The sequence below is a fragment of the Pseudomonas sp. TH34 genome (assembly GCF_016650865.1).
Classification (GTDB): Bacteria; Pseudomonadota; Gammaproteobacteria; order Pseudomonadales; family Pseudomonadaceae; genus Aquipseudomonas; species Aquipseudomonas yamanorum.
In genome coordinates this window covers 42,706-59,682 of record NZ_JAEKFB010000022.1, presented here as the reverse complement: position 1 = coordinate 59,682, position 16,977 = coordinate 42,706, and the positions used below count along the sequence as shown (strand labels likewise).

16 protein-coding genes are annotated in these 16,977 nt (G+C 62.0%); 9 read left to right on the top strand and 7 right to left on the bottom strand.

Annotated elements, in window-relative coordinates; genetic code table 11:
- Positions 1-190 precede the first annotated feature (190 nt).
- Positions 191-442, top strand: a complete 252-nt coding sequence (locus JFU58_RS17190) for a type II toxin-antitoxin system HicA family toxin (protein WP_063028501.1) — start codon at positions 191-193, stop codon at positions 440-442.
- Complete coding sequence (locus JFU58_RS17185) at positions 439-795, top strand: type II toxin-antitoxin system HicB family antitoxin (RefSeq protein ID WP_063028499.1); 357 nt, start codon at positions 439-441, stop codon at positions 793-795. Before JFU58_RS17190 ends, JFU58_RS17185 begins: the two co-directional genes overlap by 4 nt.
- Here JFU58_RS17185 and JFU58_RS17180 read toward each other — a convergent pair whose 3' ends face one another.
- Positions 796-1,968 (bottom strand): MFS transporter, encoded by a 1,173-nt coding sequence (locus tag JFU58_RS17180; RefSeq protein WP_063028497.1) that lies wholly within the window; start codon positions 1,966-1,968, stop codon positions 796-798.
- Between the two features lie 134 nt (positions 1,969-2,102).
- Here JFU58_RS17180 and JFU58_RS17175 point away from each other — a divergent pair, with 134 nt between their 5' ends.
- The gene (locus JFU58_RS17175) at positions 2,103-2,687 is read left to right on the top strand and encodes a TetR/AcrR family transcriptional regulator (RefSeq protein ID WP_093207854.1); all 585 of its coding nucleotides are present in this window, start codon (positions 2,103-2,105) and stop codon (positions 2,685-2,687) included.
- An 812-nt stretch (positions 2,688-3,499) separates the two neighbouring features.
- On the opposite strand, the gene JFU58_RS17170 is transcribed toward JFU58_RS17175, so the two are convergent.
- The 4 genes from JFU58_RS17170 to JFU58_RS17155 all read right to left on the bottom strand — a co-directional run bounded on the left by JFU58_RS17170 (position 3,500) and on the right by JFU58_RS17155 (position 8,434).
- A complete protein-coding gene (locus JFU58_RS17170) occupies positions 3,500-5,011 on the bottom strand; it encodes an MDR family MFS transporter (RefSeq protein WP_201141323.1) in 1,512 nt (503 codons plus the stop codon).
- Positions 5,001-6,131, bottom strand: a complete 1,131-nt coding sequence (locus JFU58_RS17165; RefSeq protein ID WP_201141321.1) for an HlyD family secretion protein — start codon at positions 6,129-6,131, stop codon at positions 5,001-5,003. The genes JFU58_RS17170 and JFU58_RS17165 overlap by 11 nt, the downstream gene beginning before the upstream one ends.
- Positions 6,128-7,576, bottom strand: a complete 1,449-nt coding sequence (locus JFU58_RS17160) for an efflux transporter outer membrane subunit (protein WP_201141319.1) — start codon at positions 7,574-7,576, stop codon at positions 6,128-6,130. Before JFU58_RS17160 ends, JFU58_RS17165 begins: the two co-directional genes overlap by 4 nt.
- A gap of 114 nt (positions 7,577-7,690) precedes the next feature.
- Positions 7,691-8,434, bottom strand: coding sequence for an AraC family transcriptional regulator (locus JFU58_RS17155; protein ID WP_063028491.1), 744 nt, complete (start codon positions 8,432-8,434; stop codon positions 7,691-7,693).
- Between the two features lie 161 nt (positions 8,435-8,595).
- On the opposite strand from JFU58_RS17155, the gene JFU58_RS17150 reads away from it, so the two are divergent.
- The 6 genes from JFU58_RS17150 to JFU58_RS17125 all read left to right on the top strand — a co-directional run bounded on the left by JFU58_RS17150 (position 8,596) and on the right by JFU58_RS17125 (position 14,122).
- Positions 8,596-9,396 carry an SDR family oxidoreductase gene (locus tag JFU58_RS17150; protein ID WP_201141317.1) on the top strand — a complete coding sequence of 267 codons (801 nt, stop codon included), beginning with the start codon at positions 8,596-8,598 and terminating at the stop codon, positions 9,394-9,396.
- Positions 9,389-11,215: a glycoside hydrolase family 15 protein gene (locus JFU58_RS17145; protein WP_063028488.1), complete on the top strand. Its 1,827-nt coding sequence runs from the start codon at positions 9,389-9,391 to the stop codon at positions 11,213-11,215. Before JFU58_RS17150 ends, JFU58_RS17145 begins: the two co-directional genes overlap by 8 nt.
- Before the next feature lie 198 nt (positions 11,216-11,413).
- Positions 11,414-11,875 (top strand): cysteine hydrolase family protein, encoded by a 462-nt coding sequence (locus tag JFU58_RS17140; protein WP_201141315.1) that lies wholly within the window; start codon positions 11,414-11,416, stop codon positions 11,873-11,875.
- Positions 11,876-12,140: 265 nt separating this feature from the next.
- Positions 12,141-12,773 (top strand): BRCT domain-containing protein, encoded by a 633-nt coding sequence (locus tag JFU58_RS17135; RefSeq protein WP_201141313.1) that lies wholly within the window; start codon positions 12,141-12,143, stop codon positions 12,771-12,773.
- The gene (locus JFU58_RS17130) at positions 12,773-13,165 is read left to right on the top strand and encodes a VOC family protein (RefSeq protein ID WP_201141311.1); all 393 of its coding nucleotides are present in this window, start codon (positions 12,773-12,775) and stop codon (positions 13,163-13,165) included. The genes JFU58_RS17135 and JFU58_RS17130 overlap by 1 nt, the downstream gene beginning before the upstream one ends.
- Positions 13,166-13,213: 48 nt before the next feature.
- Complete coding sequence (locus tag JFU58_RS17125; protein ID WP_063028484.1) at positions 13,214-14,122, top strand: alpha/beta fold hydrolase; 909 nt, start codon at positions 13,214-13,216, stop codon at positions 14,120-14,122.
- On the opposite strand, the gene JFU58_RS17120 is transcribed toward JFU58_RS17125, so the two are convergent.
- Positions 14,100-16,295 carry an ATP-binding protein gene (locus JFU58_RS17120; RefSeq protein WP_201141309.1) on the bottom strand — a complete coding sequence of 732 codons (2,196 nt, stop codon included), beginning with the start codon at positions 16,293-16,295 and terminating at the stop codon, positions 14,100-14,102. The genes JFU58_RS17125 and JFU58_RS17120 overlap by 23 nt on opposite strands.
- The gene (locus tag JFU58_RS17115; RefSeq protein WP_201141307.1) at positions 16,292-16,879 is read right to left on the bottom strand and encodes a biliverdin-producing heme oxygenase; all 588 of its coding nucleotides are present in this window, start codon (positions 16,877-16,879) and stop codon (positions 16,292-16,294) included. Before JFU58_RS17115 ends, JFU58_RS17120 begins: the two co-directional genes overlap by 4 nt.
- Positions 16,880-16,977: the final 98 nt, after the last annotated feature.

Here is a 16,977-nt window from a genome sequence, read left to right as displayed (position 1 = left end):
TAGGCAGGAAGCACAAAGGCACGTCGTCCCTATAAAACGAATCTGGAGGGGAAAAATTAGCGGGGGATTTGGGGCGCAGGCAACGGTGTCATCAAGGGTTACATCAAACACCGAGCGGCTCGGCGAGGCTGTCCTATCATTGACTCAACCCATCAATTGCAACTACATTTAGTTACAGGCAAGGATCGCCGTGTCGAAAAATGAAAAGCTGCTGGCCAAACTGCTCAATGAACAATCGGCCTTTACCTGGCCCGAACTGGTAACGCTGCTGCGGCGACTGGGTTACACGCAAATCGAAGGGGCAGGTAGCCGGGTCAGGTTCGACATAGGCGACCCCAGTGCAATGATCACCCTGCACAAGCCTCACCCCGGCAACGAACTGAAACACTACATTCGGCGCCAAATCATCGAACAATTGAAATCAGGAGAACTGATTCAGTGAACAACCAGCTGAAACACAAAGGCTACATCGGCTCCATCGAAGCCAGCATCGAAGACAACTGCCTGTTCGGAAAGCTGCTTTTCATCAAGGCCCTGGTCAGCTACGAGGGCAAAACCGTCGCTGAACTGGACGCCGCCTTTTGCACCGCCGTGGACGACTACATCGAGACCTGCCAGGCCCTTGGGCAAACACCGGAGAAGCCCTGCAAGGGTTCGTTCAACGTCCGTGTCGGCCATGACCTCCACCTGGCCGCCGCCCTTGCCGCGACCCGGCAAAAAGTCACGTTGAACGATCTCACGCGGCAGGCGCTGAACGAATTCCTGCAACATCGCGGCGCACTGGTGACCGGGTAATCACCCCAACCGCCGATACCCCAACACCGCCGCCCCAAGCACCACCGCACCCGCCGCCAGCGCCACCCAGAACCCGCTTGGGGCGCCGAAGTTGTCGATCATCCAGCCAGAACTGGCGGCGCCAATGGCCACGCCGATGCTCAGGCCGGTGATCAGCCAGGTCATGCCTTCGGTCAGGCGGCTCGGCGGGACGATTTGCTCCACCAACGCCATGGACACGATCAATGTCGGGGCGAAGAACAGCCCAGAGATGAAGATCGCCGCCGCCAACCCGGGAATGTTCGTCACCAGCAGCAACGGCAACGTCGTGATCGCCGTGGCCACGCCGCAGTACAGGAACTGGCGAGGCAACGGGGCTTTCAATTTCAGGGCACCAAACGCCAGCCCGGCCAGGCACGAACCAATGGCGTACACCGACAGCACAATGCTCGCGGCGGCTGGCTGGCCTTGATGCTGGGCGAAGGCGACGCTGACCACATCCACCACCCCAACGATGACCCCCATGGCCATCAACAACACCATCAGGATCAACACCGAGGGCGAGGCAATCAGCCAACGGCCCTGTTCGGCGTGGTGTTCATGCACCGGTGGTTCGGTCTGGCGTTGCAGCACAAAGGCGGTCACGCCCACTGCCAAAAACAGCGCGGCAATCAACGGCCCGGCTTCGGGGAACAACAGCACGCACAAGCCCACCGACACCGGCGGACCGATAATGAACACCACCTCGTCGAGCACCGACTCCAGGGCAAACGCGGTTTGCAACTTGGGCTGGCCGCGATACAGCTCGGTCCAGCGCGCCCGCACCATGGCCGACATGTTGGGCATACAACCGGCCAGGGCAGCGAAGATGAACAGCGTCCACGTCGGCGCCTGCAAGCGGGTGCAGAGCAACAGCAGCAACAACGCACCGCCGCCGATGGAAGCCGCCACCGGCAACACCCGGCCCTGGCCATAACGGTCCACCAGCCGCGAGACCTGAGGCGCACAAAACGCGGTGGCCAGGGCGAAGGTGGCCGTCACCGCACCTGCCAATCCATAACCGCCGTGCACTTGCGACAGCATAGTGATCAAGCCGATCCCGGTCATGGAGATCGGCATGCGGGCGAGCATCCCCGCCAATACAAAAGCCCTGGAACCTGGCGCCTGGAATAGCTCGGCGTAGGGGTTTGCCATGGTGTGTAACCTCTTCCTGAGCGCCCTGAAATTTGCTATTCGAGGTATTCGGGGCAAAATACATACGGTGCGTATGTGACAAATCATGCGTAACATACGCGCCGTATGTCAATCGTCTATTGTGAGCCTTACCCATGAGCCGAGCCCGTGCCGACATGATCGAAGACACCCGCGCCCGCCTGATCGCCAGCGCCCGTCACGCCTTCGCCACGCAAGGCTACGCCCAAACGTCGATGGATGATTTCACCGCCCGCGCCGGCTTGACCCGGGGAGCGTTGTACCATCATTTTGGCGACAAGAAAGGCTTACTGGCGGCGGTGGTTGCGCAGCTGGACGGTGAAATGGACGCGAGCCTGCAGCGTATTTCGGAACAGGCCGATCACCCTTGGGAAGGGTTTTGCGAACGCTGCCGGGCCTATTTGCGTATGGCTCAGGATCCCGAGATCCAGCGCATTGTGCTGCAAGATGCACCGGCGGTGTTGGGCGCCACCGACCAGCAGCAATGCGTGGACTCGCTGCGCCAGCTGCTCGATGACCTGATGCAAGCGGGCCTCATCGAGCAGGCGTGCAGCCAGGCGTTGGCGAGGCTGATCAATGGCAGCTTGGTGAGCGCATCGTTGTGGATCGCCCAGGATGGAGACTCGGGTGCGCGGCTGGAAGAAGCCTTGCAAGGGCTGGAGTTGTTGCTGCGAGGTTTGAAGCCCAAAGCCGTTCGCTGAACCAGTGCGGGGGGAGTTGTCAGGATCAGATGGGGGGCATATCCGTTATTCAGGTAACGGCCACCTATGGTTCCGCTCTTACAGCAGCTCACTTTGGAAAAGCCCGAATGCCGGCCCAGCCCAAAGTAAGCAAAGGGCTCTGCCCCGCCTGTCGGCACCTCGCCTAGGCTCGGTGTTCCCTCACTCCGGCATCGGGCTGAATGGGGCAGTCAGATCAAAAGCAAAAGCACAGCGGCCTACCGACCGGCTTGAGTGTTAAAAGCAAAGGCAAGATCCAGAGCGAAAACAGAGCTGCTTTTCTGTGGGAGCTGGCTTGCCTGCGATGCAGACACCTCGGTGCATCAGGTACACCGAGTTGATGCCATCGCAGGCAAGCCAGCTCCCACATTTGACCGTGCCCGCTTTAGCTTTTGATTTTGCTTTTCAACACTCAAGCCGGCCGGTAGGCCGCTGTGCCCTTGATCTGCTTTTGATCTTGATCTTAGGCGCCCCGTTAAACCACGCTGGCCGAACGCAGGCTTTGGAGCGTGGGTAACCTGGCAGGACGCCAGGTTAGCCGTCCTGGGCCAGGGATGGCCCATGACGGCGGCCCACGGTCCAAAGCCGGAGTGAGGGCACACCGAGCATTAGCGAGGTGCCGAGTGGTGGGGCAAGAGCGTTTTGCTTACTTTTGCGCTGTTCAAAAGTGAGCCGCTGTAAGAGCGGAACCCATATCAGCCGTTACCCAAATAACGGATATGTACTCAGCCCCCCCAAACCATAAAAACACACCCGAAACATTGCACTCACTTGAGTCAACCACAACATCGGCCCTAGGTACGCCGCAACATCAACGCCGCCACCGCACACGCCGCCAACGCCACACAGGCCAGAAAGAACGCATCACTGTAGGCCATCAAAAACGCCTGATGGCGCACACTCTGGTCCAGCAGACTCAGCACCACCTGATGCTCCGGCAACTGCTCCTGCAGCACCCCGTCACCGGGAAGTTGCTGTTGCAGGGCCGAGTCAAACAGCGTCACCGACTCACCGATCCGCGCCGAATGCACCCGCTCACGCACCACCACCAACTGCGCCAGCAACGCTGTTCCAACGGCGCCCCCCAGATTGCGCAACATCGAGAACACCGCCGACGCCGACCCCGCCTGCGCCTTGGCCAGCCCATGCACGGCCAGCACCGACAACGCCACCATGATCAACGGCTGGCCCATGCCCCGCACCACGATCGACGGCACGATCACATTGCTGGCGCTGTCCGCCGACAGATGCGCGCCCATCCAGCAGCCCAAGGCCATGATCGCGAACCCCGAAGCCACCAGCATTTTTGCACTCACCCACTTCATCAACCGCGGCAGGAACGGCGCCATGATCAGTTGCACCAGCCCATACGCAATCAAGCTCACGCCAATTTCACTGGCGTTGTAGTGCTGCAATTGCGACAGGTAATTGGGCACCAGAAACACCAGTCCATAAGTGCTGGCGCCGAAGATAAACATCGCCACGCTGGCCACGCCAAAGTTGTAGTGTCCCAACAGCCGCAGGTTGATAAAGGCATGCTTGCCCCACAACTGACGCGCCACAAACCCGATCAAGCCAATCACTGCCAGCAGCGTCATCCACACGATAAAGGGCGAGCCGAACCAGTCCTTGCGCCCGCCCTCCTCCAGCACGATCTGCAACGCGCCCAGGCCCAGCACCATGCAGCCGATGCCCAGCCAGTCGCCCTGGCGCAACAGGCCCAGCTTCATCGGCTGGCGGTCGATGGACCATGCCACCGCCGCCAACAAAGCAATCCCCGGGAACAGTTGCAGGTAGAAGATCCAGCGCCAGGAATACGCGTCGGTCAGCCAGCCGCCAATCGACGGCCCGGCGGCCTGGGCCACGCTGTTGGCCAGGCTGAACAAGGCCATGCCCAGCGGGATCTTGCTGGCCGGCAGCTCAGTGATGATCAACTGGAATGACAACGGAATCAGCACCGCGCCGGCCGCGCCCTGCACCACCCGGATCAGGATCATCACTTGCAGGTTGGGCGACAGCGAACACGCCACCGAGGCCACCAGGAATATCCCCGAGCCCCACAGCATCACCCGGCGCAGGGAAAACACCTGCACCAGCCACGCCGTGAGGGGAATCATGATGATTTCCGCCACCAGGTAAGCCGTGGAAATCCACGAGCCCTCCTCAAAGGTCGCGCCCAATGCGCCTTCGATTTCCGGCAGCGCGGCGCTGGTGACGTGCACGTTCATCCCGGCCATGAAGCAGCCGAACAGCCCGCCGATCACCGCAACCCAGGCGCGAAACGGCACACGCCCTTCAGCCTCCATGGACATGCTCCTGGCTCGCAGCAGGACGGGTGTCGACCGTGGCGATGACCGACATGCCCGGCAGAACCCGAGATTCGCCAGGCTCCAGGCGGATTTTCACCGGAAACCGCTGGACGATTTTGGTGAAGTTGCCGGTGGCGTTGTCCGGCGGCAGCAAGGCGAACACGGCACCGGAGCCAGGGGCGATGCTTTCCACTTTGCCGTGCCACTGCGCGCCGGCAAAGCTGTCCACCGCGATCTCCACTGACTGCCCCGGCGCCATGTGCTGCAGCTGGGTTTCCTTGTAATTGGCAATCACATAGGCCTGCTCCACCGGCACCACCGCCAACAATGGCAGGCCGGGCATCACGTATTGCTGGCGACGAACCTTGCGCTGGCCCACCACGCCGTCGAAAGGCGCGCGAATCTCGGTGTCCTTCAACGCATTACCGGCCAGGGCGATATTGGCCTGGGCCTCGCCGATGCGTGCCTGATGCTCGACGATTTGCGCCTGCGCCTGTTGCCGGCGCGCCTGCAACACCTGCAACTGCGCCTGCTGCCGCGCAACTTGGGCGCGGGCTTGTGCCAGGGCCGCCTGGGCTTTGGCCTGGCTGGCACTGACGGTTTCGAGGTGCTGGGCGCTGGCCACCTGTTGTGCGACCAACTCACGATAACGCTGATAATCGAGTCCCGCGCGCCGGGCCTCGGCCTCGCCACTGCTCAACGCCGCCTTTGCCTGGGCAATGCGTTGCTGCTGCTCACCCATTTGCGCATCGAGGGTTTGCAGCGAGGCCTGTTGCGCTGTCGCTGCCGCCTGTACTTGCTGCAACTGCGCCTGGGCGCTGTTCAGGCGCTCGGTGAAATCCCGGTCGTCGATACGCACCAGCACATCGCCGGCCTTGACCGGCTGGTTGTCTTCCACCAGCACCTGGGCCACATACCCGGCGATCCGTGGGCTGATGGCGACCCAATCAGCGCGTACATAGGCATCATCGGTTTCTTCCAGAAAACGCCCCCACTGCCACCAATACCCGGCAAAGGCTGCCAGCCCCAGCAACGTAGCGAGGGAAGCCGTGGTCACCAGGGCGCGACGATGGCGTTGCATAACGGTCAGGCGAATCGGTTCAACAGCCTGGTTCATGGCTTGGCTCCATTGACAGCGACAGATAAGGGGGCGGTTGGATCGTCACGTTGCCAGCCGCCACCGAGGGCCTGGAACAGGTCGATCTGGCGATTGATCAGGCGCAGGTCGGACTCGGCCACGCGGGCCTCAAGGCCCACCAGGCTGCGCTCGCTGTCCAGCAGTTGCAGGGCGTCCAGCGCGCCGGCGTGGTAGCCACGGGAGGCCAGGTCGAAGGCGCGGCGGTTGTTGTCCAGCGCGGCGGCCAGGGCCTCGCGCCGCTGCTGTTCGCCCTGGTACAAGGCCATGGCCTGCTCGACCTGCTTCAACGCGTTGAGCACCGTGCCGTCAAACTGCGCCAGGGCCTGGCGTGCTTCGGCCTGGCTCTGCTTGACCCGCGCCTGGGCGATCTGCCGATTGGGAAAGCGCCAGGACACCAGCGGCCCGACGGAATACACCGTCGCGTAGCGGTCACCGAGTTTGCCCAGGCTGCTGGCGGATGAACCGAGCATCGCGCCAAAGGTAATTCGCGGGTAAAGCTCGGCCCGCGACAGGCCCACCGTCGAGGTCGCCGAGCGCAGTTGCCCCTCGGCACGGCGAATATCCGGCCGCCGTTGCACCAGCGACCAGCCCTCGCCCACCGGCAACGCGGCCTGCAACTGCGGGCTGTGGGCACAGCTGCGCGGTGTGACCTGCTCGGGCGGCAACCCGCTGAGCACGGCCAACTCATACAATGCGCTGCTGCGCCGGGCCTTGAACATTGGCAGCGGTGCACGGGTTTCTTCCAGCAGGCCTTGCAAGCGAGTCAGGTCCAGGTCCGTCGCCGCGCCAGCCTTCTGCAGCTTTTGCGTGACCGCGACGCTCTGCTCCAGCAACTGCACCGAGTGCACCTGCACCTGCTCCTGCAATCCATAAACACAGGCCTGGGCATACGCGCGGGCCGTCTGCGCGGCCACCGTCACCCGCAACTCGTCTTCCAGCGCCCGCGCCACCCGGGCATCGGCCCGTGCCGCGGCAATGCGATAACGCACCTCGCCCCACAGATCGAGGGTGTAGCTCAGGGAAAACTCAGGCGTGTGGCTCCATTCGGCACCGGCATGACCGTTGGTGGCCTGGGCCAGGGTCTGGTCATCCCGGCTGCGACCGTAGGCCAGGCCATAGTCCAGAGAGGTGGACGGCAGGCGCTCGCCGTCCACCTGCTCCAGCCGCGCCAGCAACGCGTCGACATGGGCGGCAGCGGCTTCAAGGTCTTTATTCTGGCGCAAGGCCCGCGCCACCAGGGCGTCCAGTTGCGGGTCGCGGTACAGCTGCCACCAGCGGGAGGGCAACGCCTCCGCCGACTCGACGGATAGCCGCGGCGCGGGCTGCGCCGTGACGGTCGACGGCTGGCCGGACACGCCACTGCACCCGGTCAGCACACTCAACAGGGCGATGGGCATCCATGGATGAAAAGATTGGCTGTGCATCACAAGGCTCGCTCAAGAAGGAGCCTTGCAGATTAGGCAGGTGGCCTGTCCGATTCGCCCGCGTCAGGGCCATGTATCGTCGCTAAACGGACAATAGCGTTACTCGACGCAACACTAAGCCCCCGGCCGGAAATGACTCGGCGGATACCCCAACGACTTGCGAAACATCGCACTGAACGCACTCGGGCTCTGGTAACCATGCTCCAGCGCCACCTCTAAAATCGACACGCCCTGGGCCAGCAGTTTCAAGCTCAAGGCCAACCGCGCGCGCTTGCGCCATTCACCGAAACTCATACCCAATTCCCGCTGGAACACCCGGCTCAGGGTGCGGGCGCTCATGTTCAGGCTGTCGGCCCAGGATTCCAGGCTGCTGTCATCAGAGGGGTTGCGGATGAAATGCGTGCACAGCCTGGCTAGCCGTACTTCGCCGGGCACCGGCACGTGCATCGCCACCACCGGCGCGGCGAGCAGTTCCATGCGGATCAACTCGATCATGGCCTGCAGACGCGGGCTGTGGTGCCCGGCAATCTGCGTGGCGGCGACGATCAGCTCCCGCAGCAACGCCGACACTTCGATCACCTGGCAGGTGCGCCCCAGTCCCGGCTCGGCCTCGGGCAACAGGAACAGCGTGCGCATATGCACTTCGCCGGCCATGCGGATTTCGTGCGGGGTTCCGGCCGGCACCCACAGCGCATGCCCGGACGGCACCAGCCAACTGCCCTGGGCGGTGCTCACCACCATCACCCCGGACACGCCATGGATCAGCTGCGCCTGGGCATGGCAATGGGGGTGCACCACGTCGTCGTTGCGGTAATTGTCGGCATAGGCTTCAAGCCAGGGGCGGGGTTGGCGGTTCATCGGATCAGGTCTCGCATCAATCAGGCGTTGATTCTAGCGAAAAGTCCTGTGGCATAAACGATAGATATAGACAGCCATCGTCGCATTCCAGACAGCCGGTGAACTTGTGGCCCACCCTGTCAGTCAGCTAATTGGGCACTCTGAAAAAGGTTGGGTGGGCGATGCGCATTTCATTGGATCAACAGGTGGCGCTGGTAACCGGTGCCAGTTCCGGAATTGGCGCGGGGGCCGCCAAGGCCCTGGCGGAGGCTGGAGCTGCCGTGGTGCTGAACTACAACGCCCAGGCCGCGCCGGCTGAAGCACTGGCGGCGCAGATCAATGCCAACGGTGGCCGGGCGATTGCGATTGGCGCCGATGTGTCGAAAGAAGCCGATGTGGAGCGGCTGTTTGCACAAACCCTAGAGGCTTTCGGGCACCTGGACATCCTGGTAGCCAACTCGGGCATGCAGAAAGACGCCGCTGCCGTCGACATGACCCTCGACGACTGGAACACCGTGATCGGCGTCAACCTCACCGGCCAGTTCCTCTGCGCCCGCGCCGCCTTGCGCATCTTCAATCGCCAGGGCATCCGCGAAGGGGTGTCCCGGGCCGCCGGGAAAATCATCCACATGAGTTCGGTGCATCAGGTGATTCCCTGGGCCGGCCACGTGAATTACGCCGCGTCCAAGGGCGGTGTGGAAATGCTGATGCGCACCTTGGCTCAGGAAGTCAGCCAGCAGCGCATCCGCATCAACGGCGTTGCGCCGGGGGCGATCCGCACGGCCATCAACCGCGCCGCCACCGAAGGCACGGCCGAGGTGGAGCTACTCAAATTGATTCCCTATGGCCGCGTGGGTGACGTCGAAGATGTCGCCAATGCGGTGGTGTGGCTGGCCAGTGATGCCTCTGACTACGTGGTGGGCAGCACCCTGTTTATTGATGGCGGCATGAGCCTTTATCCGGAGTTTCGTGGCAATGGTTGATCTGAAAAACGAACCACAAAGTGCCATTGATGCCCACGGCATCATCGGCGACATGCGCAGCGCGGCGCTGGTGAACGATAAGGGCAGCATCGATTTTTTCTGCTGGCCGGAGTTCGACAGCCCCTCGATCTTTTGCTCGTTGCTGGACTCCCCCGCCGCCGGCATCTTCCAGCTCACCCCGGACCTGCCCGACGCCCGGCGCGAGCAAATCTACCTGCCGGACACCAACGTGTTGCAAACCCGCTGGTTGAGCAATGAGGCGGTGGTGGAAATCACCGACTTCCTGACGATTAGTGAGGAAGTCGACGACCTACCCATCCTGATTCGTCGGGTACGGGTGGTCAGCGGCAAGGCGCACATCCATATGCGCTGCGCGGTGCGCCATGACTATGCCCGCGCCCAGACCCGGGCCACCCAAGATGACGGCGACGTGTTGTTCGAGGCCGCAGACCAACCCGGCCTGCGCCTGGCTGGCAGCCACGCCATGCAGCTGGAAGGTGATGCCGCCGTGGCAAGCTTTGACCTGGGCCAGGAAGAAGGCGCCGAATTTGTCCTCGGCGGCCTGGACGATGTACGGGTCAAAAACGACTGCACCGACCTGTGCCTGGAGCGCACCCTGAAGTTCTGGCGCGGCTGGATCGCCCAGTCCAACTACCGTGGGCGCTGGCGCGAGATGGTCAATCGCTCGGCCCTGGCCTTGAAGCTTTTGACCTCGCGCAAACACGGTGCAATCCTCGCCGCCGCCACCTTCGGCCTGCCGGAAACACCCGGCGGCGAGCGCAACTGGGACTACCGCTACACCTGGATCCGCGACGCCTCGTTTACCGTCTACGCCTTTATGCGCCTGGGGTTTATCGAAGAAGCCAACGGCTACATGCGCTGGTTGAAAGGCCGTGTGGGTGACTGCTGCGATCAGCCGATGAAAATCAACATCCTGTACGGCATCGACGGCCGCCAGGAATTGCCGGAAACCGAGCTGAGCCACCTCAGCGGCCACGGCGGTGCGCAACCGGTGCGCATCGGCAACGAGGCCTACGACCAGGTGCAACTGGATATCTACGGTGAGCTGATGGACGCCGTATACCTGGTCAACAAATACGGCGAAGCCATCTCCCACGAGGGCTGGAAACACACGGTGGAAGTGGCCGACCAGGTCTGCGAAACCTGGAACCACAAAGACGTCGGCATCTGGGAAATGCGCGGCGAGCAGCATCACTTCCTGCATTCGCGGCTGATGTGCTGGGTGGCCCTGGACCGGGCGATTCGCCTGGCGTCCAAGCGCTCGCTGCCGGCACCGTTTGCCCGCTGGGACCAAACCCGCCAGGCGATTTACGCGGATATCTGGAGCAACTTCTGGAACGAAGAACGCGGCCACTTTGTGCAGCATATCGGCAGCACGGCACTGGACGGCTCAATGCTGTTGATGCCACTGGTACGCTTCGTCGCGGCGACGGACCCGCGCTGGTTATCAACGCTGGAAGCGATCCAGAAAAGCCTGGTGCGCGACGGGATGGTTTATCGCTACCGCAACGACGACAGCCAGATTGACGGCTTGCAAGGCACCGAAGGCGCGTTCGCGGCGTGCTCGTTCTGGTACGTGGAATGCCTGGCCCGGGCCGGGCAAGTGGAGAAGGCGCATCTGGAGTTTGAACAGTTGCTGCGCTATGCCAACCCGCTGGGGTTATATGCCGAAGAGTTCGATAACCAGGCACGGCATTTGGGGAATACGCCACAGGCGTTGAGCCATTTGGCGCTGATCAGCGCGGCAACGTTCCTGGACCGGAAGTTGAGTGGGGTGAAGACGGTTTGGCAGCCTTGAGGCTGAGCACAATCTGCAGGCAAATGAGTAACCCTGTGGGAGCTGGCTTGCCTGCGATAGCGGTGTTTCAGTCATTGATGTATGAGCTGATCCACCGCCATCGCAGGCAAGCCAGCTCCCACATGGACCGCGCCAGACTTGGAGACGAGGTGTACCCGGTGCACAATGCGTGGTCCCTCGATCCCTGCCAGGATTCCAATGCACCAGGTTCTGCTGATCATCGACGTACAACCCTCTTTCAACCCGCCGGACTGGCTGGTGGCCGGCATCAACGCCCTGCTGGCCCGCATGCCCTCAGTGGCCACCGTAGAGCGCCACGACGAAAGCATCACCCCGTTCGCCCGCCAACTCGGCTGGCAGCCGGCGCCCGACGACGACAGCCTGATCGCCGCCGACCATATCTTCATCAAACACGGCTACGCGCCCACGCCCGAGACCATCAGCCACCTCAAAAGCCTCGCGCCGGACCGAGTACTGGTGTGCGGCATCCAGACTGACACCTGCGTACTCGCGGCCGGGTTTGCGTTGTTTGACGCGGGCCTGCAGCCAACGCTGATCAGCGATTTGACCGTGGGTTCGTCGCTGGATCGCTCGGGGAAACTGGGCGCGGATTTGTGGCGGCATCACTTCAAACACGTCATCAGCCACGCAGAGATTTAAGTCAGCCCCTCACTGTGGCGAGGGAGCTTGCTCCCGCTGGGTCGCGAAGCGGCCCCAAAAAGCTCAACGCCATCTAACTCAAAGAACACAGTCAACAAAACCTGGGGCTGCTGCGCAGCCCAACGGGAGCAAGCTCCCTCACCACAGGTTATTTGGCAAACATCACAAGATGTGTGTATATCGGTTTCACCATCAAGGCGAACCTTCGGCCCATGCTGAGTTGGACCGAGACCTGGCAAAGCACTGGCTTAAGGAGCAAGGACGCATGACCGATCTTCATCAGGAATTCGAACGCAGTCACCTTTACCACAAGGCGCGTATTGATCGGCGCTCTGCCGACGCATTACTCGGCGTCACTGCCGGCCTGGTCGCCGACGGAAACATCAATCAGATGGAAGCAGAGTTTCTTAAGACCTGGATAGAAACCCATCTGCTCCAGTTGGAAGACCCGGTAGTAAACATTCTTTATCAGCGCCTTGCCAGCATGCTGAGTGACGGTGTTCTCGACGCGGAAGAGTCCGCAGAACTGTTGGAAATGCTGCATCAGTTTTCCGGTATCTCGGTGGGGTCACCTCAACGCCCCTCCTCTGTCAGCAGCCTGCCGCTGAACAATCCGGCTCCGACACTGGAGTGGCAGGACCGGACTTTTTTGTTTACCGGAGTCATGGCGTACGGGCCTCGCAAGGAATGTGAGTTACTTGTCGTAGAACGCGGCGGCCTTATCGGCAACTCGGTGAGCAAGAAGGTTCATTTTCTCGTGGTCGGGAGCGTTGGTAATGAACAATGGCTCCATAGCTCATATGGAACAAAGATCAAAAAAGCCGTCGAGTTAAGAAATAGCGGTATTCCGATCGCTATCATCAGTGAAACCCATTGGCAGCAGGTGTTGTTCGGTTGATGCCCATTATCTCCATCCTGATTCACGTCCCCGACTGGCGTGCCGCCACGGAGTGGTACGCCGCGGCCTTCCCTACCGCCACGCGCATCTACCATGAGCACGACGATTTCGGTCACTTGGACGTGGACGGCGTTGCCCTCGAAATCGTGAATGCAGACAACAAGGTCGCCAGCGGCGCGGCCGGGTCGGTGGTGTATTGGCGGGTGACGGACCTGCTTCACGAGGTACAGCGACTGGTCACGTTAGGCGCCACGTTGTATCGCGGGCCAATGGAAGTCGAGGGCGGCGAGTGGATGTGCCAGATGCGCGACCCTTGGGGTAATTGCATCGGCTTGCGCCAGGCCGGTCTAGACAAGTCAAGCAATTGCAGCCTTTCGAACCACACTCCGTAACCGGTTTGGTCTACAGTTCCAACACTTTCCCTCCCCCTTGGAGCCTCCATGCCCACCCTCCAAATCCGCACGCCCATGCTCGATATCGCCTACGAAGCCCATGGCCCGGAAGGCGGCGAGGTGGTGATTCTGCTGCACGGTTTTCCCTACGACCCTCGCGGTTATGACGAGATCGCTCCGGTGGTCGCCGCACGTGGCTGCCGGGTGCTGGTGCCGTACCTACGGGGTTATGGCCCGACGCGTTTTATCAACGATCAGGTGATGCGCTCCGGTCAACAAGCGGCGCTGGCCAAGGATTTGCTGGATTTCATGGATGCCCTCTCCATCGATAAAGCCACGCTGGTGGGCTATGACTGGGGCGGACGCGCGGCGTGTATTGTTGCGGCGTTATGGCCTGAACGGGTGCGAGGCCTGGTGACGGGCGATGGCTACAACATCCAAGACATTGCTGCGTCGATCAAGCCTCGGGCGCCGGAAACGGAGCATCGGCTGTGGTATCAGTTTTACCTTCATACCCAACGTGGGGTCGACGGACTGACCGCCAACCGGCGTGAGTTCTGCCAGTTGCTGTGGGCGCTCTGGTCGCCGTCGTGGGCCGAGGGGCCAAGCCTGTATGGCAAGACGGCACCTTCGTTTGATAACCCGGATTTTGTCGAGGTGGTGGTCCACTCTTACCGTCACCGCTTCATGTACGCGCCGGGTGATCCGGCCCTGGAAAGCATCGAGCAGGCGCTGGTGCAGCCACCGCCGATTTCGGTGCCGAGCATCTCGTTGTGCGGCGCCGATGACGGCGTAGGTCCGGCCCCGGTTGAAGATGACGACCTGGAAAATTTCAGCGGGTTTTATCGGCGCGAAGTGTTGGCCGGTGTGGGCCACAATATTCCCCAGGAAGCGCCCCAAGCGACCCTTGAGGCGATCTTCGAATTGCTGAGCCTCAGCCCCCGGCCGAGATCCTGAAGCTGAACACGCTGCCCTGCCCCAGCACGCTTTCAGCCCACAAGGTGCCGCCGTGGGCCTCGATGATGCCGTGGGAAATGTACAACCCCAGGCCGCTGCCGGTGGGGTTGCCCACGCGGGAGGTCCAGTAGCGTTCGAAGATATACGGCAACTGCGCCGGGTCGATGCCGACGCCGTTGTCGCACACCCGGAACAGCACCTCATCGCCCGCGGCCTCGGCAATCACCTCGATCACACCGCCCACCGGAGTGAATTTCAGGGCGTTGCCCAGCAGGTTGGAAAACACCTGGAACAGTCGCTCAGGGTCGGCCTGCACACACAGCCCGGGCGCGGCGCTCCAGGTCAGGTCTACACCCTTGGCTGCCGCCAGCGGCTGCCACATCGAGCAGATCTGTTCCTGAGTCGCGGCCACATCGAGCGATTGCAGCGAAACGCTGTAGCGCCCGGCCTCGATACGCGAGATATCCATCAGGTCTTCCAGCAGGGTGTTCATGCGGGACGTCGCGTTTTGCATGGTTTCAATCGCGGTGGCGAGGCGACGATTGGCCTTGCTGCCGTCAGCGGGCACCAGGCTGCGCATCATGCCGCATTGCATCAGCAGGATCGTCAGCGGGCTGCGCAAGTCATGGGAGACCACTGCCACCAGTTCATCACGCGCCCGTACGGCTTCATGTTCACGCTGCACCTGGCGCGCGAGGTCATGCTCGAGGGCATTGCGCCGCAGGCTCTCCACCGCCAGCAATTCCGAGAGCGACCAGTACAGGGCCTTGCCATCGACCTGCTGCTTCCATAGGTCAAACGACAGGCGCGGACTCAAGGTCGTGCTGCCCGGTTCTTGATGTTTGACCGGCTGGCCGCTCCACTCCACCGTGGACTTGACCTCCGGGCGAAACCACATCATTGCGTTGTCCACCGGCTTGGGCAGACAGAACGCCAACAGGCCGCTGGCGTGGGCCTGATAGGCCGCCGCCGGCGGGAAATCCACAGACAGTTGATGGCTGTGCACCACGCCTTTGCCCTGCCCGCGCACCCACTGGTACAAGGCGTGGATTTCAGCACGTTTGGGGCAAACGCCGAACACATGCAGACGCTCTTCCACCAATATCGCCAGGCCACCGGCGGCCGCCAGGTTCACCAACGTTTGCGCGTACGGCAGCAGGCTTTCCATCACATCGCACTGAACGGCCGTCATGGCCGCGACCAACTCTTCGACCATGGCGGCCTTGTCGCGTTGTTGGCGGCGCTCCTGCTGCTCCTGGAGCAACGTGATCTGCATCGACAACAACTGGCCGATGCTGGTGCACGCCGTTCGCAGTTCATGGGGCACACGCAACGGCTCACGGTGACCACAAGTGATCAGGCCCCAGAGCTGGTCGTCCTTGAGCAGCGAAATGCTCATGGAGGAACGCACGCCCATGTTCTTCAAATAATGGCAGTGCACCGGCGACACGCTGCGCAATACGGCGAAGCTGAGGTCCAGGGGCTGGCCGTTGTCGGGGCGCAAGGCCGGCAGGATCGGCACCGGCTGGTACTCGGCGTCGGGAATCACGCGGATCCAGTTCAGCCGGTACAACTCACGAGCCTGGGGCGGAATGTCCGAAGCAGGGAAACATAATCCCAGGTACGGCTGCATGCCCTCGCTGAGGGCCTCACCGATGACCTTGCCATGGCCTTCCTGCTCGAAGCGGTACAAGGTGACCCGGTCATACCCGGTGAGGCTGCGAATCTCGGTGACGCAGGTCTGGTACAAACTTTCCAGCGTCTTGGCTGACTGCAAGCGGCGCAGCGTGCGGGCGAGTTGCCCCACGGCGCGGTGCTCAAGGGCCATGGTCCGCTCCAGCTCGAGAAACAGCAGCCCCTGATGACGATGCAGAAGGATGTCGTAGGCGTACCCATCAAGCGTCAGTTGATGCACCTCCTCTTCATCGGCGTCCAGGTCCGCCAGGGCACGGCTCACCTGCGCTGCGGCCTTGCTACCCAGCACACTGGCCAGCGCCTGGCCCGACGCACTTTCCGCGCCCAGGCCCAGGGCGACGGTCAGGTTGCTGCTGGCTTGCAGTACCTCAAGCGCCGGTTCGCTCAGCGTCAACAACAAGCCGTGGGGCTGGATCGATCCGGGAATGTGGATGGGTTCGTTGGCGCAGTCGTCTATCAGCGTATCGACCGTGCTCATCGCAGCACTCCGCAATGATCCAGCCACTGCTCGAAACAGAGGAAGGTCGACTCGGCAACCTCCACCGCTTCCAGGCGTTCGGCCGGGGATTGCAGCGGGTACAGGCAATCAAGAAAGCGCTGCCACAGTGCGCTGGTTTGTGCTCCGTACACATTCATGAACGCCCCGCCATTGATGGAGCCGACACCAATCTTGATCTCGATCAGGTTGCGCAACACCTGGCCACCGAGGGTTGCGCCTTCCAGCACGTAGAGGGCGCCCAAGGCCTGGGCCACGTTGGTGATGGCGGGCAGTTCGGAGCACAACGGCAAGGCGTCGATCTGCGAGCTTTCCAGGCCCAGCGCCCGCAAATCAGCCTGCAAGTACGGGGTTTTGCTGCGCCGTCCCCATTCCAGGTCAGGGATGATTTCACCCCACGGCGCCAGGGCTCGCTCCAACGGCTGATAGAAGCCGTAATAGGCGCTCATCAGCTCGCGGTACAGCGCCAGGTCCATGCGGGAAAAAGGCAGACGGGTATCGAGGCGTCGGTGCAGCGCAGCGGTCGCCGCGCGTAGTTCGACAAGGACAGGAGGTAGTGAATTCATGAGCTGTGCGCACGCCGGGAAGGTTCAAAACCGCGACGTAGAGGCCTGGGATCAAGACACTGCGCAATGGACTGTGGGTAACATAGCACCTTGATACA